At 65.6% G+C, this 24,367-nt stretch carries 27 protein-coding genes and 1 other RNA gene; 17 read left to right on the forward strand and 11 right to left on the reverse strand.

Annotated features, from left to right (window positions below; translation table 11 throughout):
• Positions 1-4: 4 nt before the first annotated feature.
• From GSQ76_RS20815 to GSQ76_RS20830, 4 genes are read right to left on the reverse strand one after another with little or no spacing between them, the layout of a single operon-like run.
• Positions 5-757: a MotE family protein gene (locus GSQ76_RS20815; RefSeq protein WP_158746021.1), complete on the reverse strand. Its 753-nt coding sequence runs from the start codon at positions 755-757 to the stop codon at positions 5-7.
• The gene (locus GSQ76_RS20820; protein WP_158746022.1) at positions 757-1,212 is read right to left on the reverse strand and encodes a DUF6468 domain-containing protein; all 456 of its coding nucleotides are present in this window, start codon (positions 1,210-1,212) and stop codon (positions 757-759) included. The genes GSQ76_RS20815 and GSQ76_RS20820 overlap by 1 nt, the downstream gene beginning before the upstream one ends.
• Before the next feature lie 18 nt (positions 1,213-1,230).
• Positions 1,231-2,241, reverse strand: coding sequence for a flagellar motor switch protein FliM (gene fliM / locus GSQ76_RS20825; protein WP_254070555.1), 1,011 nt, complete (start codon positions 2,239-2,241; stop codon positions 1,231-1,233).
• A 17-nt stretch (positions 2,242-2,258) separates the two neighbouring features.
• The gene (locus GSQ76_RS20830; RefSeq protein WP_254070538.1) at positions 2,259-2,789 is read right to left on the reverse strand and encodes a flagellar basal body-associated FliL family protein; all 531 of its coding nucleotides are present in this window, start codon (positions 2,787-2,789) and stop codon (positions 2,259-2,261) included.
• A 249-nt stretch (positions 2,790-3,038) separates the two neighbouring features.
• Between GSQ76_RS20830 and GSQ76_RS20835 the strand changes: the two genes are divergently transcribed.
• The 4 genes from GSQ76_RS20835 to flgH are packed head-to-tail and all read left to right on the forward strand — an operon-like array spanning position 3,039 to position 6,286.
• Entirely contained in the window at positions 3,039-3,779 is a 741-nt protein-coding gene (locus GSQ76_RS20835) for a flagellar hook-basal body complex protein (RefSeq protein ID WP_158746025.1), read from the forward strand.
• 13 nt (positions 3,780-3,792) lie between these two features.
• Positions 3,793-4,578, forward strand: a complete 786-nt coding sequence (gene flgG / locus GSQ76_RS20840; RefSeq protein ID WP_158746026.1) for a flagellar basal-body rod protein FlgG — start codon at positions 3,793-3,795, stop codon at positions 4,576-4,578.
• Between the two features lie 5 nt (positions 4,579-4,583).
• The gene (flgA, locus tag GSQ76_RS20845) at positions 4,584-5,543 is read left to right on the forward strand and encodes a flagellar basal body P-ring formation chaperone FlgA (RefSeq protein ID WP_158746027.1); all 960 of its coding nucleotides are present in this window, start codon (positions 4,584-4,586) and stop codon (positions 5,541-5,543) included.
• On the forward strand, positions 5,540-6,286 hold the full coding sequence (flgH, locus tag GSQ76_RS20850) for a flagellar basal body L-ring protein FlgH (protein WP_158746028.1): 747 nt from the start codon (positions 5,540-5,542) through the stop codon (positions 6,284-6,286). Before flgA ends, flgH begins: the two co-directional genes overlap by 4 nt.
• Positions 6,287-6,422: 136 nt before the next feature.
• Here flgH and dksA read toward each other — a convergent pair whose 3' ends face one another.
• Both dksA and GSQ76_RS20860 read right to left on the reverse strand, forming a co-directional pair.
• On the reverse strand, positions 6,423-6,836 hold the full coding sequence (gene dksA / locus GSQ76_RS20855; protein ID WP_158746174.1) for an RNA polymerase-binding protein DksA: 414 nt from the start codon (positions 6,834-6,836) through the stop codon (positions 6,423-6,425).
• A 177-nt stretch (positions 6,837-7,013) separates the two neighbouring features.
• Positions 7,014-7,397 (reverse strand): flagellar assembly protein FliX, encoded by a 384-nt coding sequence (locus tag GSQ76_RS20860; RefSeq protein WP_158746029.1) that lies wholly within the window; start codon positions 7,395-7,397, stop codon positions 7,014-7,016.
• A gap of 207 nt (positions 7,398-7,604) precedes the next feature.
• Between GSQ76_RS20860 and GSQ76_RS20865 the strand changes: the two genes are divergently transcribed.
• The 6 genes from GSQ76_RS20865 to GSQ76_RS20890 all read left to right on the forward strand — a co-directional run bounded on the left by GSQ76_RS20865 (position 7,605) and on the right by GSQ76_RS20890 (position 12,328).
• Positions 7,605-8,705 (forward strand): flagellar basal body P-ring protein FlgI, encoded by a 1,101-nt coding sequence (locus GSQ76_RS20865; protein WP_158746030.1) that lies wholly within the window; start codon positions 7,605-7,607, stop codon positions 8,703-8,705.
• Complete coding sequence (locus GSQ76_RS20870) at positions 8,705-9,004, forward strand: rod-binding protein (RefSeq protein ID WP_158746031.1); 300 nt, start codon at positions 8,705-8,707, stop codon at positions 9,002-9,004. Before GSQ76_RS20865 ends, GSQ76_RS20870 begins: the two co-directional genes overlap by 1 nt.
• Positions 9,001-9,390, forward strand: a complete 390-nt coding sequence (locus tag GSQ76_RS20875) for a hypothetical protein (protein ID WP_158746032.1) — start codon at positions 9,001-9,003, stop codon at positions 9,388-9,390. The genes GSQ76_RS20870 and GSQ76_RS20875 overlap by 4 nt, the downstream gene beginning before the upstream one ends.
• A 31-nt stretch (positions 9,391-9,421) precedes the next feature.
• Positions 9,422-10,378 carry a glycosyltransferase family 4 protein gene (locus tag GSQ76_RS20880; protein WP_158746033.1) on the forward strand — a complete coding sequence of 319 codons (957 nt, stop codon included), beginning with the start codon at positions 9,422-9,424 and terminating at the stop codon, positions 10,376-10,378.
• Positions 10,369-11,625 (forward strand): 3-oxo-tetronate kinase, encoded by a 1,257-nt coding sequence (gene otnK / locus GSQ76_RS20885; RefSeq protein ID WP_158746034.1) that lies wholly within the window; start codon positions 10,369-10,371, stop codon positions 11,623-11,625. Before GSQ76_RS20880 ends, otnK begins: the two co-directional genes overlap by 10 nt.
• Positions 11,626-11,695: 70 nt before the next feature.
• Complete coding sequence (locus tag GSQ76_RS20890; RefSeq protein ID WP_158746035.1) at positions 11,696-12,328, forward strand: hypothetical protein; 633 nt, start codon at positions 11,696-11,698, stop codon at positions 12,326-12,328.
• 295 nt (positions 12,329-12,623) lie between these two features.
• Here GSQ76_RS20890 and prpC read toward each other — a convergent pair whose 3' ends face one another.
• Positions 12,624-13,775, reverse strand: coding sequence for a 2-methylcitrate synthase (gene prpC, locus GSQ76_RS20895; protein ID WP_158746036.1), 1,152 nt, complete (start codon positions 13,773-13,775; stop codon positions 12,624-12,626).
• A gap of 68 nt (positions 13,776-13,843) precedes the next feature.
• Positions 13,844-15,343, reverse strand: coding sequence for an MmgE/PrpD family protein (locus GSQ76_RS20900; RefSeq protein ID WP_158746037.1), 1,500 nt, complete (start codon positions 15,341-15,343; stop codon positions 13,844-13,846).
• A gap of 204 nt (positions 15,344-15,547) precedes the next feature.
• Here GSQ76_RS20900 and GSQ76_RS20905 point away from each other — a divergent pair, with 204 nt between their 5' ends.
• From GSQ76_RS20905 to GSQ76_RS20915, 3 genes are read left to right on the forward strand one after another with little or no spacing between them, the layout of a single operon-like run.
• On the forward strand, positions 15,548-17,461 hold the full coding sequence (locus GSQ76_RS20905; RefSeq protein WP_158746038.1) for an FUSC family protein: 1,914 nt from the start codon (positions 15,548-15,550) through the stop codon (positions 17,459-17,461).
• 3 nt (positions 17,462-17,464) lie between these two features.
• Positions 17,465-17,659, forward strand: coding sequence for a DUF1656 domain-containing protein (locus GSQ76_RS20910; RefSeq protein ID WP_158746039.1), 195 nt, complete (start codon positions 17,465-17,467; stop codon positions 17,657-17,659).
• A 46-nt stretch (positions 17,660-17,705) separates the two neighbouring features.
• A complete protein-coding gene (locus GSQ76_RS20915; RefSeq protein WP_158746040.1) occupies positions 17,706-18,623 on the forward strand; it encodes an HlyD family secretion protein in 918 nt (305 codons plus the stop codon).
• Here the strand turns inward: GSQ76_RS20915 and GSQ76_RS20920 are convergent.
• A complete protein-coding gene (locus GSQ76_RS20920) occupies positions 18,620-18,889 on the reverse strand; it encodes a hypothetical protein (RefSeq protein ID WP_158746041.1) in 270 nt (89 codons plus the stop codon). The two genes, GSQ76_RS20915 and GSQ76_RS20920, sit on opposite strands and share 4 nt — an antisense overlap.
• Before the next feature lie 5 nt (positions 18,890-18,894).
• Positions 18,895-19,851 carry an NAD(+) diphosphatase gene (gene nudC, locus GSQ76_RS20925; protein WP_335904924.1) on the reverse strand — a complete coding sequence of 319 codons (957 nt, stop codon included), beginning with the start codon at positions 19,849-19,851 and terminating at the stop codon, positions 18,895-18,897.
• 51 nt (positions 19,852-19,902) lie between these two features.
• Between nudC and ffs the strand changes: the two genes are divergently transcribed.
• From ffs to GSQ76_RS20945, 4 genes are all read left to right on the forward strand, one after another.
• Positions 19,903-20,000: signal recognition particle sRNA small type (ffs, locus tag GSQ76_RS20930), an RNA gene on the forward strand.
• 34 nt (positions 20,001-20,034) lie between these two features.
• Positions 20,035-21,864: a DNA polymerase III subunit gamma/tau gene (locus GSQ76_RS20935; RefSeq protein WP_158746042.1), complete on the forward strand. Its 1,830-nt coding sequence runs from the start codon at positions 20,035-20,037 to the stop codon at positions 21,862-21,864.
• A 4-nt stretch (positions 21,865-21,868) separates the two neighbouring features.
• Positions 21,869-22,192, forward strand: coding sequence for a YbaB/EbfC family nucleoid-associated protein (locus GSQ76_RS20940; protein WP_158746043.1), 324 nt, complete (start codon positions 21,869-21,871; stop codon positions 22,190-22,192).
• 104 nt (positions 22,193-22,296) lie between these two features.
• Entirely contained in the window at positions 22,297-23,256 is a 960-nt protein-coding gene (locus GSQ76_RS20945) for a glycoside hydrolase family 5 protein (protein ID WP_158746044.1), read from the forward strand.
• Here the strand turns inward: GSQ76_RS20945 and GSQ76_RS20950 are convergent.
• A complete protein-coding gene (locus GSQ76_RS20950) occupies positions 23,246-24,337 on the reverse strand; it encodes an Mrp/NBP35 family ATP-binding protein (protein ID WP_158746045.1) in 1,092 nt (363 codons plus the stop codon). The two genes, GSQ76_RS20945 and GSQ76_RS20950, sit on opposite strands and share 11 nt — an antisense overlap.
• Positions 24,338-24,367: the final 30 nt, after the last annotated feature.

Below are 24,367 nucleotides of genomic sequence, written 5' to 3' on the forward strand. Positions count from 1 at the left end.
GTCGTCAGCCCGCGCCCTGATGGTCCGGGGGCGGCAGTGTGGTGGAGCGGGTTCGCTGAGCTGCCAGTTGCGTCGTGGCGAGGCGGGCCCGATCGGGCTGCATCGCACCAAGCACCAAGGCTGCCTTCGCGTCCTTCATCCGGTCCAACACATGAAGCAGCACAGGCATTTCCATATCGTTAAAAATTGCGGCGGCTTCACGAGGCTTCATCGTCTCGTAAACCTTTACCAGCCCGGTCCAGTTCGCCTCGTCATGGTCCTGACGCTCCTTCTCCAGCGTCTCCAACCGGGTTTGCAGGGCGGTTAATTCACCCACGCGCGCGCTTAACTTCTGCTCGGCTGCCGCCATCACGGCTTCGCGCTGGTTCAGCGCCTGCGCCCGCGCATCCAGCTCCTGCCGCCGGCCGCGCAGGTCCTGCAGCAACTGCTTCTCGGCATCGCTGACCATCGGTTGGGGCGGTGCGCTCGGCTCCCGCGGTGCACTCGGGACCGATGGTTTGGCGTACGGGCTGGCACTGGCAGTCCGCTCCACACCCGCTTTGGCCGCATCCTTCGCGTCGCCAGGCTTCGCCGCACCATGCGCGTCCGCTGGTTTCGCCGCCGCATCTTCATGCGCCGGCGCCGCTTCGGCGGATGACACGACGCTGCCAACGGGAAGGAACGCCAGACCCAACGTTACCGTCTTGGTCGCCATCAGCAGCCCCATCATGCCGAGCGTCGCCGGTAGCAGCCGCGGCTTCAACGTCCAGCCGTTCATCACCGGGTCACCCGCAAGGCACGCAGAAGATCGCGTTCCGCCTGGCTGCGCACCCGTGCACCACCAGAATCGGCCATTTCGGGTTCCGGCGCGGCCACGGGCGCCGCGTAGCGCCGCGTAGGCTCCGGCTCGCGGTTGGCACGCACCAAACCATCCATCCGGTCCGCCAGGCGCTCCCCGCGATCAATCAGTGCGACCAGATCATCCTTCAAATTGGCAGCGGCTTCGATCTGGCGGGCAATATGTCGCCCAGCGCCATCGGCGGCGCTGCGCAAACGCTCCACACCATTCTCGGCTTGGCGCGTGCTGTCGTTGAAGCCGCGCAGCAGCTCCTCCAACTCCGCGCGGTCGCGGCGCACGACGCCGAGCGCCTTCTCCAGCCGTAGGGCGTGAAACAACGTCGTGCCCAGGAGGGCAATCAACGCGACTTCCAACAAAATCTGCCAACCGCCCATTTTCCGGCGTCTCCTTCGTCAGGCGTCACGTGGCAATTGAGCCACTTCATTCTCAATCCGAACCGCGACCCGGTTCTTGCGTCGGCCAACCTTGCCTTCGAACAGCGTTACCGCGCCGCATCGCAGTTGCACCGGGCTGCCAGGGCCGCACGCCAGAACGATCTGGCTTCCGGGCTGCAGCGCCATCACATCCGCCAGGCTCATCACCTGCTCATCCAACACAACATCGATATCGACATCGGTCGCCCACAACTCTTCGGCCAAATGGGTTTCCCAAATGCTATCGCGGCCGAACTTTTCGCCCATGAATTGCTGCAGCAGCAATTCACGTACCGGCTCCAGCGTCGCATACGGCAGCAGCAATTCCATGCGCCCGCCGCGATCCTCCATATCGACCCGCAGCCGCGCCAACACCGCCGCATTCGATAGGCGGCTGATCGTGGCGAAGCGCGGGTTTACTTCCAACCGCTCGAACTTGAACGTCACCGGGCAGAGCGGGTCGAAGCTGGCGGAAAGATCGGTCAACACGACCTGGATCAGACGCTCGACCAACGTGCGCTCGATCGTGGTGTAGGGCCGCCCCTCGATCCGCATCGCCGCGGTGCCGCGACGGCCACCCAGCAGCACGTCGACGATCGAGTAGATCATGGCGGAATCAACCACCATCAGCCCGTAATTGTCCCACTCCTCCGCCTTGAACACCGCCAGCATGGCCGGCAGCGGAATGGAGTTGAGGTAGTCGCCAAACCGCAGCGACAGGATGTTGTCGATCGAGACGTCAACGTTGTCGGAAGTAAAGTTGCGCAGGCTGGTCGACATGATCCGGACCAGACGATCGAACACGATCTCCAGCATCGGCAGGCGTTCATACGATACCAGGCCGGAGGAGATAATCCGGTGCATGCCGGACCGGCTATCCTCCGCCGACGGGCCGCCATCGAAGCCCAACAGGCTGTCGATCTCGGCCTGGTTCAGCACCCGTGCCGGGGCCGCATTCTCCTCCGCAGCAGCACCCCAGGCGGCAGCCAATTGTTCGTCGTTACCGCTCACTGGACCAACAACTCGCTGAACAGGACGTCCACCACGGTTGCCGGCGCCGCAGCCAGGCTGGCCCGCGCGATCAACTCTTCCCGCAGGCGATAGCTGCCGGCGGAACCGCGCAACTCATCCGGCCGCATCTCCCGCAGATAGGTTTGGAACAGGTCGATCACCCGCGGCTGCGCAGCGGTGAACGCCGCCTGGTCCGCTTCCTTCGACAACTCCAGCCGTACCTTCAGCTTCACGAACGAAGCGCGGCGGCCAGGTGCGTTAAGGTTGGCGATCATCTCCGGCAGTTCGACGAAGACGGGGGCATGCGCCTCCTTCTCCTTCTCTTTGCCGGCATGTTCTTCAGTCTCGGCCTTATGCCCCATGCCCAGCATGTTTGGCAGGATGCCGCTGAACCACAGACCCGCGCCGATTGCGATCAGCAGAACCGGTATCGCCAGAATGATCAGCTTCTTCTTGCCGCCCTTCTTCGCCCCGCCCGCCCCGGCTGCCGCGTCACCCGGCGCCATCGTCGCTGCTGCCGCACTCATCATGCGCCCCTAGTACTGTGCGAGCGCGAATGTGGCGGCAGACAGTTAAAGCCGTCTCAACATCCCATTGCGTGATCGATTTATTCCAAAGGGCTGCCCGGCAATTTGGGGCGGATTTGACCCGGCATGTTCTGCCGACACGGCACATCCGCACCCTACCACGCCATACCAAAAATCCATCAAATCAACTACTTATCCAGTGGCACGTCCTTTGCGCTAGCTCCGCCGAACAAGCCGGACGCCGCGACGATGCAAAACTCCACCTCGGTTGCCCTCTCCCGCCTCGTTGCGCAGCAGCGCGCCATGGACGTGACGGCCATGAACCTCGCTAACGCCAACACGCCCGGCTTCAAGACCGGCCACACGCTCTTCGCCGACTGGCTAGACAATCAAACTGGAGTCAACCCGCCGCAAGGTGGTCGCCAACTCGCCTTCACCCAGGACCGCGCCACCTATCGCGACCAAGCCGAGGGCACCGTCAGCCACACCGCCAACCCGTTGGACATCGCCATCACCGGCGACGGCTTCTTCACCGTGCAGACCAAGGCCGGCCCGATGCTGACCCGCGCCGGCCGCTTCAACCTGCAGAACGATGGCACCGTCGTCGACATCGACGGCAACGCCCTGCTCGATACCGGCGGCCAGCCGCTGAAGGTCTCCTCCACCGACACCTCTCTCGCAGTAACCGGCGACGGCACGCTCAGCAGCGAGAACGGGCGGCTCGGCAAGATCGGCATCGTCAAGCCCGCCGACCTCTACCGCATGCAGGCCCAGGGCGACCATTTGTTCACCGCCCAAACCGCCACCACACCCGTCGCCCAGCCGAAGCTCATCGGTGGCGCGCTGGAGGAAAGCAACGTGCAGCCCGTCGCCGAAACCACCCGCATGATCAACGAATTGCGCCAATTCCAATTCGTCACCCAGTTCGTTCAGGGCGAGTCCGATCGGCAGCAATCTGCCATCGACAAGATCACTCAGCACCTGTCCTAAGGAGACCTAGTTCATGCGATCCCTCGACATCGCCTCCACCGGAATGCAGGCGCAGCAGACCAACGTGGACGTCATATCCAACAACCTGGCCAACATGACCACGACCGGGTTCAAGCGCCGCCGGACCGAGTTCCAGGATCTGATCTACGAGAACATGCGCCGCGTCGGCTCCAACACCTCCGACACCGGTACCGTCGTGCCGGCTGGCGCGCAGGTCGGCCTCGGCGTGCGCACCGCCGCCATCTACCGCATTAACGAGCAAGGCACGCTGCAGCAGACGTCGAACAGCCTGGACCTGGCTATTCGCGGCAACGGCTACTTCCCCGTCACCCTACCCTCCGGCGATACCGCCTACACCCGCGACGGCACATTCGGCCTATCCCCCGACGGCACCATCGTCACCGCGGACGGCTACCCGATCGCCGGCGGCATCACCGTCCCGCCCAACGCCACCTCCGTCACCATCAGCACCAACGGCCAGGTGCAGGCCAGCCTGGACGGGACCACCGCCCCGCAAACTGTAGGCCAGATCCAGCTCGCGACCTTCGCCAACGAAACCGGGCTCGACGCTCAGGGCGACAACCTGTTCCTGCAAAGCGGCGCCAGCGGCAACGCTGTCACCGGCAATCCGGGCGCACCCGGCTTCGGCACCGTGCTGCAGGGCTTCGTCGAAAGTTCCAACGTGAACGTCGTGACCGAGATCTCGAACCTGATCACCGCCCAGCGCGCCTACGAGATGAACAGCCGCGTCATCACGACGTCCGACCAGATGCTCTCCACCCTCACCAACCTGCGGTAAGACAGATGCGCGCGCTCCCCCTCGCCTTGATGGTCATCGTCGCCTTCCCCGCCGCCGCCGCAACCCTGCGGGGCGGGACCACGCTCACCGACCAGCAGGTCCGCCTGTCAGATCTATTCGACGGCGTCGACAACGACCGCGTCATCGGCCCCAGCCCGGACCCAGGCGGCCGCATCATCGTCGAATCGGCACAGCTCGGCGCAATCGCTCGCCAGTTCTCTGTCGACTGGCGTCCCAGCAGCACCGCGGACCGCATCGTACTGGACCGACCGGGCAGACCATTCTCACGCGACCTGGCGGTGGACGCCTTGCGCGACGCACTCAGCGTGGCCGGCGTGGCTACCGATGCCGAGGTGGAAATGCCCGGCTTCACCCCACCGATCGTCCCAACCGGCGCCACGGGCACTGCGGAGGTCGGCCAACTCGACTACAACTCCACCAGCGGCCAATTCACCGCAGTGCTGTCCGTCACCGCGCCGGGCATGTCGCCCGCCCACACTCGCCTATCCGGCCGGGTATCGGAGATGGTGGCAGTGCCGGTGGCCGTGCATCGCATGATGCCCGGCGACATCATCGGCCCGAACGACCTACAGATCGCCCGGCTACACGCCAACGCCGTCCGCTCGGACGTGGCGCAAGCACCCGCCCAGGCAATCGGCATGACCCTGCGCCACCCCGTTGGGCCCGGCGCGCCCATCCCCGTTGCCGACCTCGCGCGGCCCCAAATGGTTCAGAAAGGAGAGGCCGTGCAAATGCGGTTGGAAACGCCAGGCATTCAGCTCATCGCCCAGGGCATCGCCATGGACGGCGGCGCCATGGGCGAACACGTCCGGGTCCTCAACGCCTCCTCCCGCGCCATCGTGGACGCCGAGGTACTGGGCACCGGCAGGGTCCGCGTCAGCGGCACCACTCCCGTCGTTCTGCCCGCCGGCGCCAGCATGCCCGTTCGGTTGGCCGCCCGATGAGACCCGCGCTGACGCTGGCGACCGCGCTCGCCTCCACCCTCGCCCTGTCCGGCTGCGGCACCCTGTCCAAATTGGCGGAAGTAGGCCGCGCGCCCGCCATGTCCGCCATCACCAATCCGACGGCGGATCCAAACTGGCGCCCCGTCAGCATGCCGATGCCCCGGCCGGAGATGGCGCCTACCCAGGTGAGCAGCCTATGGCGATCCGGCAGCCGAGCGTTCTTCAAGGACCAGCGCGCCGCCATGGTCGGCGACATCCTCACCGTGTTGGTCAACATCTCCGACACCGCCAACCTGGCCAACGCTACCGGCGCCACCCGCACCGGGTCGGAAGATGCCGGCCTGCCGAACTTCCTGGGATTGGAGGCGCAGTTGCCGAAGCTGATTTCCAAGGCTCTGGACACCAGCAAGCTCATCAGTTCCAGCAGCACCAACGCCAACACCGGCACCGGCACCATCAAGCGTAACGAGACAGTGACTCTGCGCCTGGCTGGTACGGTCACCCAGGTGCTGCCCAACGGCAACCTGGTCGTCGCCGCCAAGCAGGAGGTTCGGGTCAATAATGAACTGAGAGAACTGCAGGTCAGCGGTATCGTTCGTCCACAGGATATCGCCAGCGACAACACGGTGGTGCACGATCGTATGGCAGAGGCCCGGATCGCCTATGGCGGCCGCGGGACGCTCAGCGACCTACAGCAGCCACGCTACGGCCAGCAAGTCATGGACGTCCTAATGCCATTCTAACCGAGAACGAGCGCTAGCCCAAAATGGGTCCGGCCAAAACGGCCAGATACAGCATCCTCATCGCGTCAGAAGACCCTTCCCGCCGGGAGGGTTGGATGAGGGTCCGCCACTGCAGTGTGACGATGAGACAAACGCCTCAATCGTCGCGATGCACCCGCTCCATACGCTCATGACGCTCCTGCGCCTCGATCGACAGGGTTGCGATGGGTCGGGCTTCCAGCCGGCGAAGGCCAATCGGCTCGCCAGTTTCTTCGCAGAACCCGTATGTCCCGCCTTCGATGCGGGCCAGGGCCTGGTCGATCTTGCTGATCAGCTTGCGGGCGCGATCTCGGGTCCGCAGTTCCAGCGCCCGATCGGTTTCCACGCTGGCCCGGTCGGTAATATCCGCCTCGTGGATGCCGCCCTCGGACAAACTGGCGAGGGTTCCGTCCGCTTCACGCAACAGGTCGTTGCGCCAACGCAGCAGCTTTTGCCGGAAATACTCCGACTGCCGCGCGTCCATGAACTCTTCGTCCTCGGCGGGGCGATAGTCTTGGGGCAGGGTTAGCATCATCAGTGCCATCCTTCGCGCTCCGGCCGCGTCCCGGCCTGAATGACCGGGTGGGCCGTTTCGCGGCTGTATAGCGATGCAGGTTCATGTCGCCAAGGGGACGGATGGCACGAATGTGGCGCAAAGAAGGCCGTCCGAGCCAGGTTTGGCGACATTCCATTCCGTGTCGCCAAACAGTCACATGGCGCGCCGGGCGATCTCCACTTGTACTCGCAGCGAAACGGCGCCCAGCGTCGCCCGCAATCCCGGATCGGCAGCCTCCGGACAATGCTCGGTCAGGGCACCCAGCCGTTCCAGCGTGCCTGGGTCCACATCGCCATCCAGCAATTCCCGTTGCAGCGCGGCCAGCCCCTCCAGCATCGCCTTGCCGTGCTTGCGCGCCTGGCGGTCCCGGGTTGCCCCGTCTTCCACCTGCTGCTGCAGCATCAACATGCCGTCCATCGACGTGGCGGACGTGGCCGCCGGGCCGGTGGCACCACTGGTGCCCGGCGTCGACACGGCAAAGCCGCTGCCACCTGCGACCCGACGTGCGCCGGCAGTCTGGATCGGAGGGCTACTCACCCGCCCGACGCTCACCATCCGAAAGACCTCATCGACCCGGCTCCTTCTACCCATCCCGGCAAGTTCTGCCGGGGCTTCTATCACCCGATCCGCAGAAATCCGCGGTTTACGGGGCGATCGAGGCTGGCACGCCGTTTGCGCTTAACGGTTCCGAAGCCCCGACGGGGTCAGAGTGCCGCGTAAATCTAAACGAGCCGGAAAGAAGACATGCACGTGCGATCCCTATTGCTCGCCGCCGCGTTATTCCTGCTGCCCGCAACCGTGTTCGCGCAGGTGCGGATCAAGGATATCGCCGACGTCGAAGGCATCCGGGAAAACCAACTGGTCGGCTACGGCCTGGTCGTCGGCCTGAATGGCACAGGCGACCGGTTGGACAACGCGGTCTTCACTCGCCAGTCGCTGATCGGCATGCTGGAACGGCTGGGCGTCAACACCCGCGACCAGGAATCCAAGTTGCAGACCAAGAACGTGGCCGCTGTCATGGTCACGGCGAATTTGCCCGCGTTCGCCCGCGGCGGCAGCCGGATCGACGTCAACGTCTCCGCCCTCGGCGACGCGAAGGACTTGACGGGCGGCACTCTGCTCGTCACCCCGCTGCTCGGCGCCGATGGCGAGGTCTACAGCGTCGCCCAAGGCGCCCTGGCCACCGGCGCCATCTCCGCCCGCGGCGCTGCCTCCTCCGTCACCCGCAACGTTCCCACCTCCGCCCGCATTGCCAACGGCGCGACGGTGGAAAAGGAGGTCCCGTTTCAGCTCGGCAGCAAGGCGCAATTGCGCCTCGGCCTACGCAATCCGGATCTGACCACGGCGCGCCGCATGGCCTCCGTTATCAATGCAGCCCTGGGCGGCGGCATCGCCAGCGCACGCGATCCTCGGACCGTGGCGCTGGACCTGTCGGGCCGCGACATCATCGACACGCTGGGCCGGATCGAGGATTTGCGGGTCGAACCCGACAGCCCGGCCGTCGTCGTGATCGACGAAGCCAGCGGCATCATCGTCATGGGCGCCAATGTCCGCGTCAGCACCGTGGCCATCGCCCAGGGTAACCTCACCATCCGCGTCACCGAAACGCCGCAGGTGTCGCAGCCCGCCCCGCTCTCCAATGGCACCACCACCACGGTACCCCGCACCAACGTCCAGGTGGACGATTCATCGGACAAACGACTCGGCATCATCAAGGGCAGTGTCACCCTCCGCGATCTGGTGGCCAGCCTGAACTCACTTGGAATAGGACCCCGCGACATGATCAGCATCCTGCAATCCATCAAGGCCGCCGGCGCCCTCCAAGCCGACCTACAGGTGCGCTGATGGACGCCCCGTCGATCACCACAACCCTGCCCCCGGCCCAGGTCCAGAAGGCCTGGAAGGCCGCGCAGGATTACGAGTCGATGACGCTGAGCCAGTTTCTGACCCCGATGTTCGACACCATCGACACCTCCGGTGGCCCCTTCGGCGGCGGCCAGGGCGAGCAGGCATGGAAGCCGATGATGATCGAAAACATCGCGAAGGGCCTGGAAAAGGCCGGCGGCCTCGGCCTCGCCGACCCCGTTTTTCGTCAGATGATCCACATGCAGGAGGTCAAGAACGGCCAAGGCGATAAGACATGACCCAAGATCTGGTCACCGCAGCCCGCACCCTTGCCGACACCATCGCGGTGGAGAACCAGGCGCTCGCCACGCTGAACCTTCAGGCCGCCGCCAAGTTGCTACCGCTAAAGGAAGCCGCCACCACCGCCTTCAACGCCGCGCAGAAGTTCGCCAGAACCACCCGCGCACCGATCGATGCCGAGGCCCTGCGCGATGCCGCCAAGCGACTCGACGCTGTGACGGAGGAAAATCGCCGCCTGCTGGAACGCGCTATTCGCGTGCAGAACCGCGTGCTGGGCATTCTGGCTAACGCCGCCCGCGCCGCCGACCCCACGCCGCGTTACGGCCGCTCCGGCGCCTACGCCGCGCGCCCGACATCCAGTTGGGCCCTCACCGCCAGCGCATGACGCCAGCAGTCCGGCGTGCTATCGCCGGGCTATGGCAGACTTCAACTTCCTCCTGCCGGCGCAGGACCTCCCGCCCGAGGGAGGAAACGCCTATCTCGGCAACCTCACCACGGCGCTCGCAGCGTTGGGTCATGGGATCTGGTTCGGCAATGGCCCTGGCAACGCGATCCAGGTGATCGACGGCCTGGCGCTCTCAAACATCCCGCCGGACCGGCTGCCCGGCGCCGTCGGCATCATCCATCACCCCACCGCCCTGGCCGCCGCCGCCGACCACGATGCGATCCGCGCGACCGAGCGGGAGCGGCTGCCGCGCCTGCGCCGGGTCATTACCACCAGCACGCCAGTCGCGACGCGGCTAACCGAAGAATTCGGCGTCGACGCAACCCGTCTAACGACTATCCGCCCTGGCGTGCCGGACGCGGTGCGCAGCCGCGGTTCCATACCGCCAGCCTGCAGTATCCTGTCCATCGGCAGCCTGGTGCCGCGCAAGGGCCACGCCGTTCTGCTGCAAGCCTTAGCCCGTCTGTTCGACCTTCCCTGGACCCTAGTGATCGCCGGCGACCCGGCGCGCGACCCGGACTACGCCGCCAGCCTACACGCCCAACTCGCCGCCTCCAGCCTCACCGACCGCGTCCGCTTTGCCGGCACACTCGACGCTCACGCGCTGGAGGCGGAGTGGCAACGAGCCGACATCTTCGCCCTCGCCACCGAATGGGAAGGCTACAGCGCCCCGATCGCCGAAGCGCTGCGCCGCGGCCTCCCGATCGCCGTCACCGCCGGTGGCAACGCTGCCGAATTGGTGAGCCCGGAGGTCGGCGTCGTCTGCACACCCGGCGATGTCACCGGGCTTTCCAAATCCATCCGCCGCGTGATCTTCGACACCGCGCTACGCGCCGACATGGCCAATGCTGCCTGGGACCTCGGGCAAACACTGCCGGGCTGGCAATCCCAGGCCGCCCTTTTTGTGGAGGCTACGCAATGCTTCTAGGCTGCATCGCCGATGACTTCACCGGCGCCACCGACCTCGCTTCCACACTGGTGCGTGGCGGCATGCGAACCGTGCAACTCATCGGTGTCCCCACCGGCCCGGCGCCCGACGCCGACGCCGTCGTCGTCGCGCTGAAATCCCGCACCACACCCGCCGCCGAGGCTGTGGCCGAAAGCCTCGCCGCGCTGCGTTGGCTGCAGGAAGCCGGCTGCCGCCAGGTCTTCCAGAAATACTGTTCGACCTTCGACAGCACCGAGGCTGGGAATATCGGCCCTGTCGGTGACGCGCTGATCGACGCGCTGGGCTGCGGCTTCGCCCTTGCCTGCCCGGCGTTTCCCGCTAACAACCGCTCCGTATTCCAAGGCCATCTCTTCGTTGGCACGGCGCTGCTCAGCGAAAGCGGCATGGAAAATCATCCGCTGACCCCGATGCGCGACTCAAATCTGGTCCGCGTCTTGTCCCACCAGACCGAAGGAACAGTGGGACTGGTCCCGTGGGCCACCGTTACCCAGGGCTCGGACGCCATTCGTCGCGTGTTGAATGCGCTGAAGGAGCAGGGTCGTCGCTATGCCATCGTCGATGCCATCACCGAGTCGGATCTGATGGCGATCGGCGAGGCCGCAGCGCATCACGCCCTCATCACCGGTGGATCGGGCGTGGCAATGGGCCTGCCCGCCAATTTCCGCCGCGCCGGTCTGCTGGCCGAACGATCCGACGTCGCCACGCTTCCGCCCGCACCAGGCCATGCTGCCGTGTTGGCCGGCTCATGCTCCCGCGCCACATTGTTCCAACTTGGCGCCGCACGCGATCGCGTGCCTACGCTGGAGTTGGACCCGATCGCCACGCCCGATGCGACCGAATTGGCGCGGCGTGCACTGGACTGGGCCGATGGCAAGTTGGGCGACGTCCCACTCGTCATTGCCGCCTCCGCCCCCCCGGACCGCGTTGCGGCGCTGCAGGCAAAACTGGGGCGTGACCAAGCCGGCGCCTTGGTGGAAGAAACCCTCGCCATCGTCGCGGCTGGGCTGGTCAAGGCTGGGGTCCGCCGCATGGTCGTCGCCGGGGGCGAAACCTCCGGCGCGGTCGTCTCTCGCTTGGGCGTGCGCCAGCTCCGCATCGGCGCGGAGATCGATCCGGGTGTGCCCTGGACCTATGCTGAAGGCTCCGGCCCCCCGATGCTGCTGGCGCTGAAATCCGGCAATTTCGGGGGGCGCGACTTTTTCACGGGCGCATTCGACCTGGCCTAGGCCAGGTCGCAGCGTAAACTGAGTTCGACCGGGTGGTCGGCATCGCCGCCACACCCGGTCGCCAGGCTAGTTGATCGCGTCGCTGATCTGCGACGTGGTCGGTTCGGGCGGCACCACCTCCACCTTGGCACGACGCACCCGGGTGGCCTTCGGCGCAGGAGTCTTGGCAGGTGTGGCCTTCTTTGGCGCAGCCTTGGGTGCCACCGCCTTCGCAGGCGCTGCCTTCTTTACCTCGCGCTTCGGCGCAACCGCTTTCTTGGGGGTGGCAGCCTTCTTGGGGGTGGCAGCCGCCTTTTTTGGAGCGGTTTTCGGCGCAGCCTTTTTAACCGTCGGCTTGGCCGCCGCTGTCTTCGTTGCCTTGCCAGCCGGCTTGGCCGCAGCCTTCACCGGCTTAGTCGCCGCCTTGGTTACCGACGCCTTCTTCACCGCGGGCTTCTTTGCCGCAGCAGCCTTGGTCGCAGTTGGCTTCGCAGCCTTTGAAGGCGCCGGCTTTGCTGCCTTTGGTGCACCCTTGGCAGTTGTCACCTTCGGCGCGGCCTTTTTCGGCGCGGCTTTCTTCGCTACCGCTTTTGGGGCCGCCTTGGTCGCAGCCTTTGCCGTCGTTGCCTTTTTGCGGCGGGCGAGTACGTCCGTGTCTTCAGTGCTCATGATTGAAATTCCCTCAGGGCCGTTTCGAGTCCAGTTGAAAGCGAACGGCCGCTGACGCGGCCAGTTCCTCCGGCCGCGAACGAAGCACCGGTAACGCCCGCGGGACGCGCAACCGGCCACACGTGCAACGCGCAGCGAAACGACAGCGCACCACATGCCCAATAGACACGGGTCTTCGGGACGTAAAATCGGTACATAGACCGCTCCCTCCGCCATCTGCGTTACGACCGGCTTCCATCAAGCCGGTCGTTTCACATGCCTTTCCGCTATCTCGCGTGCGACGTTTTCATGTCAAACAAAAAACGACGCCATTACTTGGGCGCTTACCAATAAAACGATTTTTAGCCGCTTCAGGCGGTCCGCTGCGCCAACGGGACGAACTTGCGATCCTCGGGCCCGGTGTAGTTGGCCGTCGGCCGGATGATCTTGTTGTCGATCCGTTGCTCGATCACATGGGCCGCCCAACCCGACGTGCGGGCGATGACGAACAATGGCGTGAACATCGCGGTCGGCACCCGCATCGTGTGATACGACACCGCACTGAACCAATCGAGATTGGGGAACATCTTCTTTGTGTCCGCCATCACGACTTCCAGCCGCTCCGCGATGTCGAAGATGGCCAGATTGCCGTCGGCAGCGGCCAATTCCTTGGCCACGCCCTTGATGACGACGTTGCGGGGGTCAGACACGGTGTAGACCGGATGGCCGAACCCGATCACCACTTCCTTATTGGCGACCCGGCGCCGCACATCCGCCTCTGCCTCATCCGCGTTGGCGTAGCGCTGCTGGATTTCCAGCGCGACCTCGTTCGCCCCGCCATGCTTCGGCCCCCGTAGCGCCCCGATGCCGCCCACGATGGCGCTGTACATATCCGACCCCGTCCCCGCCACGACGCGCGTGGTGAAGGTGGACGCGTTGAACTCGTGCTCCGCATACAGGTTCAGCGAGGTGTGCATCGCCCTTACCCAGGCTTCGGACGGCTTTTCGCCATGCAGCAGATTCAGGAAATGGCCGCCAATGCTGTCGTCGTCGGTTTCGACCTCGATCCGCTTGCCGTTGGTCGACCAGTGATACCAATACAGCAACATTGGCCCCAGGCACGCCATCAGCCGATCGGCGATATCGCGCGCACCTGGGTGATTGTGGTCGTCCTTCTCCGGCAGCACGCAGCCCAACGCCGACACGCCAGTGCGCATGACGTCCATTGGGTGCGTCGCCGGCGGCAATGCCTCCAGCACGCTGCGCACGGCGGCGGGCAGGCCGCGCATCGCATGCAGCTTCGACTTATAGGCCCGCAACTGCGCCTCGGTCGGCAGCGCGCCGTGCACCAGCAGATGGGCGATTTCCTCGAACTCGCATGTCTCGGCGATCTCTAGGATGTCGTAGCCGCGATAATGCAGATCATTGCCGGTGCGGCCGACCGTGCAAAGTGCAGTATTTCCCGCCGTAATCCCGGATAAGGCGACGGATTTCTTCGGCTTCGGACCGGTGGTCTCGGACAACGTATTTCTCCTTCAGGAACAGTCTCGCCTGCATGTGGCCCGGCGTGACGGGCCACATGCGATCGATCTCAGAAGATGCCGGGGTTTGGCTCCACCAGGGAGCCGGCCGGCATCGCGACGTTCAAGCGATGCAACTCCCCCGCGGGCAGCGACGCAAGATCCTGCACCGCATCCAGGAACCGCGTGGCTTCCTTCGGCGCGATCAGCCCCTCGGTCATCACGTTGAACTTGCCGATATAATCGTCCCGCTGCCACGGCGTGGCGCCCAGCGGGTGCGCGTTCGCGATCGCCATCTCGTCCACGATCACTTCGCCGCTCTTCATCGTAATCTCGATCCGCGCGCCAAACGCCAGCTCGTTCGGGTCTCGCGAGTGGTAACGCTTGGTCCAGGCCGGGTCTTCCATGGTCTCGATCTTGTGCCACAGCTCCACCGTATCCTTCCGCCCGGCGCGTTTCGGCGCATAGCTGTCGACGTGGTGCCATTTGCCGTCCTGCAGTGCGACCGCGAAGATGTACATGATCGAATGGTCCAGCGTCTCGCGGCTGGCCTTCGGGTCCATCTTCTGCGGGTCGTTGGCGCCAGTGCCGATCACGTAATGCGTGTGGTGGCTGGTGTGGATCACCACCTTCTCCACCTGACGCGTGTCGCCCACCTTCTCGCGCATGCGGAACGCGAGGTCGATCAGCGCCTGGCTCTGATATTCGGCCGAGTGCTCCTTCGTGTAGGAGTCCATGATCGCCCGCTTCGGCTCCTTCGGCGCTGGAAGGGGCACGGTGTATCGCGCGTCCTTCCCGTCCAGCATCCAGGCGATCACGCTGTCCTCGCCTTCGTATACCGGAGACGGCGCGCCCTCACCGCGCATCGCCCGGTCCACCGCCTCGATCGCCAGCTTGCCCGCGTGCGCCGGCGCATAGGCCTTCCACGAGCTGATCTCGCCCTTGCGCGACTGCCGCGTGGTGAAGCTGACATGCACCGCCTGTTGCACCGCCTGATAGATCACGTCCGTCTTCAGCCCCAGCAGCGTGCCGATGCCCGCTGCCTGCGCTGGGCAAAGATGGGCGATATGGTCGATCTTATGCTCGTGCAGGCAAATTGCCCGCACCAGGTCGATCTGGACCTCGTAGCCCGTGGCTAGCCCGCGGATCAGGTCTGCGCCCGACTTGTCCAGCGTCTGCGCCACCGCCAGGATCGGCGGGATGTTGTCGCCGGGGTGGGAGTAATCGGCCGCCAGGAAAGTGTCGTGCATGTCTAGCTCGCGCACCGCCGTCCCGTTCGCCCAGGCCGCCCACTCCGGGCTCACCCGCTTGTTGGACGCCACGCCGAACACCGTGGCACCGCCCTTGCGCAGATGGCCCATCGCCATGCCCCGGGCCGAAATCGGTGCCGACCGGTTCACCGATGCAATTGCCACCGCCGCGTTGTCGATGATGCGGTTGACGATCATGTCGGCAACGTCGCGCTGGACCTTCACCTTATCGGCGGCCACCGCGGCGATCTTCCACGCCAACTGGTCTTCCCGCTTCAACACGTCTTTGGATGGATGGACGCGGACGTCATGGCTCAGCATGCAAGGGCTCCCTGTAACTTCATCTGTGTAACTTTGTCGCAACTAACATCGTCGCAGCACAATATTATCAAGGCTTCCTAGGAGCCGCCGTGCACCGGGGCAAGCCGCGCGCCTACCAGAATCGCAGGAAACCGCAGCCCGGCATTGGCACTCGCCTTGTCGTCCGGCAAACTCTAACGTGCCGGTAGGGAGTGCAGTAACGACTTGTCAGCAACAACGGCGTCACCGACCGAGCCGCTACTGGAGTTGCCGGGCTTCTTCCCCGACGCGATTGGTTTCGCGCTTCGCACCACCTGCTCGCTGCTACTGGCCTACCTGGTTTCCTTCACCATCCAACTCGACACCGCGTCCAGTGCCGGGCTGTGCGTCGCCATCGTGGCGCAGCCGACGCCGGGCATGACGACATCGAAGGCGATCTACCGCACCATCGGCACGATCCTCGGTGGCATCGCGGCGATCGTGCTCATCGCGCTGTTCCCGCAGGACCGCACCATGCTGCTATGCCTATTCGCGCTGTGGCTCGGCGCCTGCACCTTCGTCGCCTCGTTGCTACGCGACTTCCGGTCCTATGGCGCGGTGCTCTGCGGCTACACAGTCGGCATCATCGCCGTCGCCGGCATCGACACGCCGGATGCTGCATTTCTCTCCGCGCTCAACCGCGTCGCCGCAATCCTCATCGGCATCGCCTCGGTCGCCGTCGTAAACCTGCTGTTTTCCCGCATGTCCGCCTTCCACGACCTGCTGGCCGCATTGCAGCAACGGGTTGCGGACGCCGAGGCCGTCTCTATCGCTGCGCTTGCCGGCCACAAACTGCCCCGGGAACCGCTGACCGCGCGAATCGGTGCCGGCATCCTGGGTCTGCGCACGCAGGCCGGCTTCGCTGCGGCTGAACTCCCCGACGGCCGCAATCGCCGGGCTGGCGCCACCGCCACCATCGCAGGGCTGCTCGGCATGATCTCCGCCGCCCGCGCCATCTCGGTCGCCCTGCAGCAGCCAACCAGCGAGCAAACCCGGCGCGCCATGGCCCATGCCTCCGCCCAGTTGAGCGGTTCGGAGCCTCGGGCCGCACTGGATTGCCCGCCCGAAACCCCCATTGCCGCATCGCTGCTGGACCGTGCCAACGAACTACTATCCCAGCACGACATCGTCCGGGACGGATTGCGCACCCTGGCCGAGGGTGAAGGCACGTCCATCCAGGTCGACCTGCCGGAGCACCGGGATTGGATCGGCGCGGCGCTGAGCGCGGTGCGCACGATTATCGCCGTCGGTCTGGGCGCTGTCTTTTGCATCTATGCCGGCTGGTCCGGCGCGACGTTGTTGCTGGTGCAACAGGCTGCCTTTACGGCGCTGCTGGGAATGACCCCCAATCCCTCCGCCGGGGCCGTGAATTTTTGCTTCTGCCTGCCACCCGCTGCGTTGGCCGCCGGCGTCATCGGTTACCTCGTCCTGCCGCAAACCTCCGGCTTCGTCCCTTTCGCGCTGGCCGTTGGCGGGGTCTTTTTCCTCTTTTGCCTCGCTGCCCGGCATCCTAAAACCGCCGCCTATGGCCCAGGTCTGCTACTCTACTTCGCCCTCATCCTATCCCCCGCCAATACCGAGAGCTTCGATCTGTCCTCCTTCATGAACAACGTCATGGTGCAGGCCCTGGCGGTGCTGTTCATGCTCATCGCATTCCGCTTCATTCTGCCCGTCTCCCGCGAGCGTCGGCTGTTCCGCATCGCCGACTCCATCGGCCAACGGTTGCGGCGATCGATCGATGGCGAGCTGCCACGCCACGGCCCAATCTCCGCGCGGTGCCTCCGGTTCGACCGGCTGGCGCAGGCGCAAATCTGGCTCGGCCGCGAAACCCCTGCCCGCGTTGCCGTGCTTGAGCGCCTATCCGCCTTCAGCGAACTCGACTCCGCCCTGCGCCGCGCTTGGACGGGGATGCGCGCGCTGGGCCTGCCTATGCCTCTGCGTGAGCCAGACGCAATGGAGGCCGCCTCAACCGAATTACTCGCCAGCGACCGCCCGAAATCCGACATGCTCGTCCACGCCGCCGCCGGCCTTTACGGCTCTGCCCTACTGATGCGCCAGCATCACCGCGCCCTGCAGCGCTACGGCGTGATCGACGCCTGAGGCATGTGGCGCGAGACAAACATCGACGGCGTGTTCATTTCGCCACTGGTGGCCTACATGATCGGCGCACTCGTCGTGTATATTCCGCTGCGCTGGCTTCTCGTGCGCCTGCGCCTACAACGCTGGGTCTGGAACCCATTGCTGGTGGAGGCTGGGATCTATGTCTGCATCCTCGGCATTCTGGTCGGCGTGTTCTAGACCGATGACGCTGCTTCCCCACCCCGCAACGAAAGGCTGATCCTGCGTGTTTGGACGCGCCCGCCGCGCACTGCGCATCGCCATCACCCTCGCCATCCTCGCCGCGGCCTGCGTCGCCGGCGTGGTAATCTGGAACCACTACGTCACCGGGCCCTGGACGCGGGACGGCCAGGTGCTCGCCAACGTCGTCAACATCGCGCCTGAGGTCGCTGGCCGGGTTACCAAGCTGTACGTTGTCGACAACCAGACGGTGCACAAGGGCGACCCCCTCTACGAGATCGACCCACTAGACTATCAGGTTGCGGTCGCTACCGCGCAGGCAAACGTGAACAGCAAGCTCGCCGATATGAAGCTGAAGCAGATCGAGGCAAAACGCCGCGCTATCCTCACCACCCTGTCCACCTCAGACGAGGAGCGCCAGACTTACGGCGCCAACGCGGACGTCGCGGCTGCGGCCTACGCCACCGCCATCGCGCAACTCAGCCAGGCGCACATCAACCTGGACCGCACCCACGTCGTATCGCCCGTCAACGGCTACATCACGAACCTGCTGCTGCGGGAGGGCGATTACGCCACCACCGGCACCCGCAATATCTCCATCCTGGACAGCGACAGCTTCTGGATTGCCGGGTATTTCGAGGAAACTAAGCTCAGCGGCATTCGTCTCGGCGACCCGGCCATCGCCTCCCTCATGGGATATCGCGACCCGGTGCAGGGACACGTCGAGAGCCTTGCCCGCGGCATCAACACGCCGAACACCGACCCGGGCAATCTGGGCCTGGCTTCGGTAAGCCCCGTCTTCACCTGGGTGCGCCTCGCGCAACGCATCCCGGTTCGTATTCACATCGACCAAGTGCCCGATGCGGTTCACCTGGCCGCCGGGATGACGGCGACCGTCTCTGTCGGTCCGGGCGTCCAGCCGAACTCGCTACACGGCGCCCTATCGCGCGCCGCGTCTCCCTAGCCAGTAATGCGCGGACGCGCGACCCCGCCCCCCGGCGGCACCAGGCCTTTTTGCTGCATGCAGCGATGCGCCGCATCGATCTTGGCGTATTTCAATTGATCGAGGTGGTTGAGCCGGAAGCTATCGCTGCCCGTACCTTTCAGGATCAAATCCTTCACCACCGGATCGGCATAAACCTGATCCTCACAAGCGGCCGGGATTGGCGCACTCGGCGCCTCGTCTATCGAACATCCCGACAAGAGGGCGATCGCCGCCAGCGCACCCAACGCTCTCATACCGCCAACCAATCTTCGATCAGGCGTCGGGCGATGCTATCGGCTCGCGGCAGGGCAAAGCCATTGGCTTTCGCATTCTTCATTTCGTCGCGGGTGAACCAGCGCGCATCGGTCAATTCGTCATCATCCAGGATGATCTCCTCCGTCAGCCCTTCGGCATAAAATCCCAGCATGATGCTGCCGGGGAACGGCCAAGGCTGGCTGCTGTGATAGCGCACGTTCGTCACCGCCACACCCGACTCTTCCAATACCTCGCGAGCGACAGCTTCCTCCAGGCTTTCGCCCGGTTCGACGAAGCCCGCCAGGGTTGAATACATGACGCTGTTGGGAAACCGCGCGGAATGGCCCAGCAGCGCCTTGTCCCCGCGCGTCACCAGCATGATCACCGCCGGGTCGGTCCGGGGAAAATGATGAGTATTACACTGGGTGCAGGCCATCACGTTGCCAGCAGCGTGTGGCTGGCAGGCCGCGCCGCACAAGCCGCAGAATTTATGCCGGCTGCGCCAATGCATCAGCCCGCGGGCATGCGCCAGAATGGCCGCCTGCTCCCGCGGCAGGCCCGCACCGATCGTCCGCAACTCGTTGAATTCGCCGCCGGTCGGCACCAGCGGCAACGGGTCCTCCGCCGGGCTCAGATCGACCGCAAACGTCGAAACGCCGCCGGCATTGCCCAGGAATGCCCAGCCAAACCCCTCGACCGACAGCCCACCTGGGAACACCGCCGTCGGCGTGCCATCCTCCGCCGTACCGAAATAATTCCGGCCGCGCCAAATCGGCACGAACTGCGTGGTCGGATCGGCCAACGTGTCCTCCACCCATCCGACATCCGTCCGCAGGTGGGAGGCACGGTCCAACGGACTACCCGTGTAGGCGTTGGGGCGACTTGGCGTGATGTTGTTCATTCCGTCCGACCGTGGCACGGCCTTCGGCACTCGGCAACTGGATGCAGACATCTCACCGCACCACCTTGCCCCACCCCCCACACCCCGTGATATACCCCTCGTGGGGAGCCGGTTGCGGACGGTCGCCTTGCCAACCCGGTCAGGTCCGGAAGGAAGCAGCCGCAGTGAGTTCCGCCCGGGTCGTGGTCCGGTTCCCCACCCTACTACTCATGACGAGGAGGCCTGGCGCCGCTGATGTCTGGCCTGTTCGGAGATGCGCCAGCTGAGGAAGCGCCGCCACAAGCTGGCGCCGGCCTGTTCGGTGACACGCTGCCCACGACCGCGGCCACGCCCTACCGCGTCCTCGCCCGTAAATACCGCCCGACCCGGTTTGAGGACCTGATTGGCCAGGACGTGATGGTGCGCACCCTGCGCAACGCGTTCTCGCTCAATCGAATCGCCCACGCCTTTATGCTCACCGGCGTCCGCGGGGTGGGGAAAACCACCACGGCCCGCATTATCGCCCGAGCGCTCAATTGCATCGGGCCCGACGGCCAGGGCGGTCCCACGGCCACGCCCTGCGGCATCTGCGCAAACTGCACCGCCATCCTCGCCGACCGCCACCCAGACGTGATCGAGATGGACGCCGCCACCCGCAACAAGGTGGACGATGCGCGCGAGATCATCGAGGCCGTGCGCTACAAACCGCTCCAGGCCCGCACCAAGGTCTTCATCCTCGACGAAGTCCACATGCTCACGACCCAGGCCTTCAACGCCCTGTTGAAGACGCTGGAGGAGCCGCCGCCCCACATCATCTTCATCTTCGCCACCACCGAGATCCGCAAGGTTCCCATCACGGTGCTGTCCCGCTGCCAGCGTTTCGACCTGCGCCGCATCTCCGCCGCCGAGTTGGCCAGCCTGTTCACCCGCGTCGCCACGGCCGAAACCGTGGCCGTCGCCCCCGCCGCGATGGACCTGATCGCCCGTGCCGCGGACGGCTCCGCCCGCGATGGCCTGAGCCTGCTGGACCAGGCGATCGCCCGCATGGAGGGCGCGGAGGTCACAGCCGCCGAAGTCACCGATATGCTGGGGCTGGCTGACCGGCAGTTGGTGTTCGACCTGATGGAGGCCATCGCCGCCGGCGACGTCCGCACAGCCCTGGACATCACCGACCGCGCCCACGCCTTCGGCGCCGATCTTGGCACCATCCTCACCGACCTGGTGGAGTTGGTGCACATGCTCACCCGGCTCCGCTCCGTACCCGAGCTCCGCGACGGTTTGGCGCTTCCAGAAGCCGAGCGTACTCGCGGCGCCGCCTTGGCCGACCGCCTGTCCGTCCCCGTACTCAGCCGCGCCTGGCAGATGCTGCTGAAGGGTCTGACCGAGGTCGAATCCGCCCCCGACCGCCGGGCCGCGGCCGAGATGGTACTGATCCGCCTCTGCCATGTCGCCGACGTGCCGCCTCCCGGCGACCTTGTCCGCCGCCTCACCGCAGAGGGCACTACCACCACCGCATTACCACTTGCGCCCCCACAATCCGGTGGCGGCGCCCGTGCCATATCCAGCGGCGGCGCCATGGCTGCTCGTGCCCCGGAACCGGAGGCACTGACAGCAGCACCCGCCCCGCGCCTGGCCAATTTCCGCGACGTCGTCGCGCTCTGCTCCGGCCGCGATCCCACGCTTCACAGTCACATGCGCCACTCCGTGCATCTGGTCCGCTTCGCCCCGGGTATCATCGAGCTACGTCCAGAACCCGTCGCCCCGCGCGACCTCGCACCGCGCCTGGCGGCCCTGCTACTGGCCGAATCCGGCACGCGCTGGACCATCGCCTTGTCCACCGCACTAGGCGAACCCACGATCGGTGAGCAGGGCGACGCCGCCGAACTCACCCGGCGCGACACCGCTGCGGCCCACCCGCTGGTCCTTGCCATACTGGAAGCCTTCCCCGGCGCCACCATCGGCAAAGTGCGGGACAGCGCGATGGACGAATATGGACTACCCGCCACCCCGATGGCCTTGGGCGAGCCTGACATGCCCGACTTCGCCCCGCCGGACGCCGAGCCGGCCGATATGATGGAGGATTGATCCGATGAAGAACCTTGCCGGCCTCATGAAGCAGGCCAGCCAGATGCAGTCCAAAATGGCCGAGATGCAGGCTAAGATGGAGGCAATGGAGATCGAGGGTAGCTCCGGCGCCGGCATGGTCCATGTCGTCATGTCCGGAAAGGGCGATCTGAAGCGCGTCCGGCTCGACCCCAAGCTGCTCGACCCGGCGGAGGCTGAGATGGTACAAGACCTCCTCATCGCCGCCCACGCCGACGCCCGCCGCAAACTGGAGGCGGAGACGGCCACGGAGATGGAGAAGGTGACCGGCGGCATGCCCCTACCCGGCGGCTTCAAACTCCCATTCTAGCCGACAGCTCTCTGCTGCTCGGTTTAATCGGCAGCCGAGCGGCGGTGTGCAGAGGGCTGGCGGTTCTTGCCCTGCCTCTCTGCCTCGCTGCGTCGCCGCCCCGCATGACGCATCTCGGCATGAACCTGGCGTCGGCAGAGTTCGGCATCCCCGACATGGAGCACGGCGGCATCCACGCCGGCGTCTACGGGAAGGACTACACCTACCCGACCCACGCCGAGCTGGACGCGGTCGCTGTCGCCGGGCTGAACATCGTCCGCATCCCGTTTTCGTGGGAGCGAATGCAACCCAGCCCGAAGCGTCCGCTCGACCCGGCGCAACTGGCGCACATGGACGACCTGGTCGCCTATGCCGCCCGCCGCGGCATCACCGTTATCCTCGACCCGCATAATTATGGCTACGGCTACGGCCACCTGATCGGCTCGCCCGGAACACCAACCAACGTGTTCGCCGATTTGTGGCGCCGCCTAGCCGCGCATTACCGCCACCACCGGAACATCGTCTTCGGCCTCATGAACGAACCGCACGACCAGACCCCGGCGCAATGGCTCGCCCCCGCCAACGCCGCGATCACCGCCATCCGCAGCACAGGCGCCCGGCAAGAAATCCTGGTGCCCGGCACCTACCATACCAACGGCGCCGCCTGGGTGCGTCAGGGCGTGGCTGCAGAATTCGCCGACAAGATCGTCGATCCCGCCAACAACTTCGCCTTCGAAGTTCACCAGTATAACGACGGCGACCAGAGCGGCGGCAGCACCATCCCCGCCTCACCCACCATCGGCGCCGAACGTTTGGCGGATGTCACCGCCTGGGCCGAGTCGCACCACAAACGCCTCTTCCTCGGCGAATTCGGCGCCGGCCCGGACGCACCGAGCCTTCTTGCCATGACGAATCAGCTCGCCTTCATGCAAGCCCACGCAAATGTGTGGCAGGGTGGCACCGCCTGGGCGGGCGGCCCGATGTGGCCACAGGGCAATCCCTGGGCGATGGATGCCGTCGACGGCGTCCTATCCCCGCAGACCCGCGCCCTTCAAGCTTTCGTCCCCAGCGCTATCAATCCATGACGATCCGCGGCCCAGCGCCCACCGGCAGACCCAATTTCGCCCAAACGCGCGACGCCAACGCCTGATACGCCAGCGCCGCGACACTTTCGGGCGCAGACGCCACGATCGGTGTCCCGGCATCCGCGCTCTCGCGAATATCCAGTAGCAGCGGAATTTCTCCCAGGAACTCCACGCCCAGCCGCTCCGCCTCGCGTCGTGCGCCGCCATGCCCAAACAATTCCTCCCGATGCCCACAGGCCGGGCAGCAGAAAAAGCTCATGTTCTCCACCAGCCCCAGCACCGGCACGTGAGTCTTTTCGAACATTCGCACCCCGCGCCGGGCGTCGGCCAACGCCACATCTTGCGGCGTCGACACGATCACCGCGCCAGACAGCTTCAGCTTCTGCGCCACCGTCAGTTGCGCATCCCCAGTGCCCGGCGGCATGTCTAGCACCATCACGTCGAGCGGCCCCCACTCCACCTGCCCCAGCAACTGCTGCAACGCACCCATGACCATCGGCCCGCGCCAGACCATCGCCGTCTCCGGATCCACCAGCAGCCCGATCGACATGGCGCGCAGGCCCCACGCCTCCAGCGGCACCATCTTGTCCCCGCGAATCGTCGGTTTGACATGCACCCCCAGCATCTGCGGCAGGCTGGGCCCGTAGATATCGGCGTCCAGCAGTCCAACCCGGTGCCCGGCCTGGGCCAACGCCACCGCCAAATTGACCGCCGTGGTGGATTTCCCGACGCCTCCCTTGCCGGAGGCAACGGCCACGATGTGCTTCACGCCGGGCAGTAGCCCGGCGGCCACAGCCGCAGCCGGTGGCGCTTCCGCCCGATGCGCCGTCAGCACGGCGCTCACGTTCAACACGCCCCGAACCCGGCGCAAAACCGCTTCTGCCCGCGCCCGCACGCCTTCCATCGCTGGCGCCGTCGACCGGTCTGCCAGCAGCGCCAGATGCACCATGCCATCCCGCACGGTCAGGCTATCGACCAGTCCGGCCGTCACGATATCCCGCCCCCCGGAAGGCTCCGCGATCCCGCGCAGCGCCTCTCGCAGCGCCGCCTCCAGTCCCGAGCCCGGCGTGGTTTCGGCCATGCGCTTGCAAACCCCTGGTGCGTCGTCATT

The organism is Acidisphaera sp. L21, from assembly GCF_009765685.1.
Lineage (GTDB): Bacteria > Pseudomonadota > Alphaproteobacteria > Acetobacterales > Acetobacteraceae > LMUY01.